Annotated in this window: 3 protein-coding genes and 1 pseudogene; all 4 read left to right on the forward strand. The window is 61.6% G+C overall.

What is annotated here, in order from left to right; genetic code table 11:
- Positions 1-151 (forward strand): annotated as a pseudogene (locus AC1D1P_RS18275) (aminotransferase); the annotation flags it as partial.
- Between the two features lie 97 nt (positions 152-248).
- Positions 249-1,571, forward strand: a complete 1,323-nt coding sequence (locus AC1D1P_RS18280; RefSeq protein WP_477669608.1) for a homoserine dehydrogenase — start codon at positions 249-251, stop codon at positions 1,569-1,571.
- A complete protein-coding gene (gene thrC, locus AC1D1P_RS18285; protein WP_477673940.1) occupies positions 1,571-2,986 on the forward strand; it encodes a threonine synthase in 1,416 nt (471 codons plus the stop codon). The genes AC1D1P_RS18280 and thrC overlap by 1 nt, the downstream gene beginning before the upstream one ends.
- Positions 2,987-3,081: 95 nt before the next feature.
- On the forward strand, positions 3,082-3,382 hold a 301-nt coding region (mobB, locus tag AC1D1P_RS18290; protein ID WP_477673941.1), incomplete at its 3' end, for a molybdopterin-guanine dinucleotide biosynthesis protein B.

Here is a 3,382-nt window from a genome sequence, read left to right on the forward strand (position 1 = left end):
GACCAAGGTCATGCTGGTGCAGGGCACGGGATTTAACTGGCCCGAGCCGGACCACTTTCGCATCGTCTTCCTGCCGCATGAGGAAGACCTGCGCGAAGCCATTGGCCGCATTGCGAAGTTCCTCGAGAACTACCGCAACAACCGAACTTGACCCTGCATTCGGCCCCATTCCTTTTCCTCGCTCTTTTGGGGGCAGGACTCCAAGATCAACGTAAAGCAAGACCTCAGCGACTATGAAACCGACGAATTTGAGCCCGATCCGGGTAGGCCTTCTGGGCATTGGCACCGTGGGCAGCGGCACCTATAACGTACTGCAGCGCAACCAGGAAGAAATCCGCCGCCGCGCCGGCCGCGGTATTGAGATCACCATGGTGGCCGACCTCGACGTGGCGCGCGCCAAAGCCGCGGTGGGCGCGGGTGTGCAGGTGGTCGACGACGCCCGCAAGGTCGTGGCCAGCCCCGACGTCGATATCGTGATCGAGCTCATTGGCGGCTATGGCATCGCCAAACAGCTGGTGCTCGAAGCCATCGAAGCCGGCAAGCACGTAGTCACCGCCAACAAGGCGCTGTTGGCTGTGCACGGAACCGAGATTTTTGCGGCGGCCCACCGCAAGGGCGTGATGGTGGCGTTTGAAGCGGCCGTGGCCGGCGGCATCCCCATCATCAAGGCTTTGCGCGAAGGCCTCACCGCCAACAGCATCCAGTGGATCGCCGGCATCATCAACGGCACTACCAATTTCATCCTGTCCGAAATGCGCGACAAGGGCCTGGACTTCGACGTCGTGCTGAAAGAAGCGCAGCGCCTGGGCTACGCCGAAGCCGACCCCACCTTCGACATCGAAGGCGTGGACGCCGGCCACAAGGTCACGCTGATGTCAGCCATTGCTTTCGGCATCCCGGTGCAGTTCGACAAGGCCTACGTTGAGGGCATCACGGGTCTCGCCGCACAAGACATCCGCTATGCCGAGCAGCTTGGCTACCGCATCAAGCTGCTGGGCATCACCAAGCGCGCCGCCAACGGCATCGAGCTGCGCGTGCATCCCAGCCTGGTGCCGGCCAAACGTTTGATCGCCAACGTTGAAGGCGCGATGAACGCCGTGGTGGTGCAGGGCGACGCCGTCGGCACCACGCTGTACTACGGCAAGGGCGCGGGCAGCGAGCCCACCGCCAGCGCCGTGATCGCCGACCTGGTGGACATTGCCCGCCTGCACACCGCAGACCCAGAACACCGCGTGCCGCACCTGGCTTTCCAGCCCGACGCGATGAGCGATTTGCCCGTGGTGCCCATGTCCGAAGTTGTCACCAGCTACTACCTGCGCCTGAAAGTCGCCGACGAAGCCGGCGTGCTGGCCAAGGTCACGGGGATCCTGGCCGGCGCGGGCATCAGCATTGATGCGGTGCTGCAGCGCGAAGCTGATGAAGTGGGCGGTGAGGGTTCCACGCACACCGACCTCATCATCCTCACGCACGAGTGCGTGGAAGCAAAGATGAACGAAGCCCTGGCGCAAATGCAGGCGCTGCCCACGGTGCTGGCGCCCATCACGCGCATCCGCAAGGAGGAGCTGGCCTGATGTTGTACATCTCCACTCGCGGCCACGCCGACCGCAAGCGTTTTTGTGAAATCCTGCTCGAAGGTCTCGCGCCTGATGGCGGCCTCTACTTGCCCGAGCAATATCCGCAGGTGGATGCTGCCACGCTGCAGAAGTGGCGCAGCCTGTCTTACGCTGAACTGGCGTTCGAGGTTCTTTCGCTCTACGTCGACGACATTCCCGCCGCCGACCTCAAAGCCATCTGCAACAAGACCTACACCGAAGAGGTGTTCGGCACAAAAGCCATCGTTCCGCTGAAAAAGCTTGAAGACGGCCTCTACCTCGAAGCCCTGTCCAACGGCCCCACGCTGGCCTTCAAGGACATGGCCATGCAGCTGCTGGGCAACCTGTTCGAATACGAACTGGCACGCCGCGGTGAAGAGCTCAACATCCTGGGCGCCACCAGCGGCGACACCGGCAGCGCGGYCGAATACGCCATGCGCGGCAAAAAGGGCGTGCGCGTTTTCATGACTTCGCCCAACGGCCGCATGAGCCCTTTCCAGCAGGCGCAAATGTTCAGCCTGCAGGATGAAAACATCCACAATATCGCGGTTGACGGCGTGTTCGATGACTGCCAGGACATCGTCAAGGCCGTGTCCAACGACCTGGCGTTCAAGCGCCAGTACAAGATCGGCACGGTCAACTCGATCAACTGGGCGCGGCTGATGGCGCAGGTTGTGTACTACTTCGCCGGTTAYTTCCAGGCCACGARCARCAACACCGAGAAGGTCAAYTTCACSGTCCCTTCMGGCAACTTCGGCAATGTCTGCGCYGGCCAYGTSGCCCGCATGATGGGCCTGCCCATAGCCAAGCTGGTGGTGGCCACCAACGAAAACGACGTGCTCGACGAGTTCTTCCGCACCGGCGTTTACCGCGTGCGCAGCAGCGCCGACACACACGAAACCTCCAGCCCGTCCATGGACATTTCCAAGGCTTCGAACTTCGAGCGCTTTGTGTTTGACCTGCTGGGCCGTGACGGCGCCAAGACCAAAGCCTTGTTCCATGACCAGCTCGGCAGCCAGGGCTACTTTGACCTGAGCGCGGAGGCAGCCTTCAAGTCGGCCGCGCAGCGCTACGGTTTTGTGAGCGGCAAGAGCACCCATGCCGACCGGCTGGCCACCATCCGCGACACCTACAAACGCTTCGGCACCATGATCGACACCCACACCGCCGACGGCGTGAAGGTGGCGCGCGAGCAGTTGCAACCCGGTGTGCCCATGATCGTGCTGGAGACTGCGCTTCCCATCAAGTTCGCGGCGACCATTGAAGAAGCCCTGGGCCAATTGCCCACGCGGCCGGCGAAGTTCGAAGGCATTGAGGCCTTGCCGAAACGCGTCAAGGTGCTGCCGGCCGATGCAGCCGTGATCAAACGCTACATTGCCGACAATGTGCATTAAATCGGGCTGTAGCCCATATCTGACTTGCGCAAGCAGCTATATTTTTAATAGCGGCCTGGGCGTCTTCCGGCCTTTCTTTCTGTGAGAGCGACATCATGAACGTGGTCGGATTTGCCGGGTATTCCGGTTCGGGCAAGACGACACTGGTCGAAAAGCTGATCCCGGCACTGAAGGCCAGAGGCCTGCGCGTGTCGGTGGTCAAGCATGCGCACCACAAGTTCGACATTGACCATCCCGGCAAAGACACTTTCCGGCATCGCCAGGCCGGTGCCTTTGAAGTGGTCGTGGCCTCGCCAAACCGGCTTGCGCTGATGCGTGAATTTGAAAAGCCGTCCGAGCTCACCGTTCACCAGCTGATCGCCGAGCTGTATGGCGGCGTGGACTGGGTGCTGGTAG

Source organism: Polaromonas sp. P1_E1_2, from assembly GCF_056406035.1.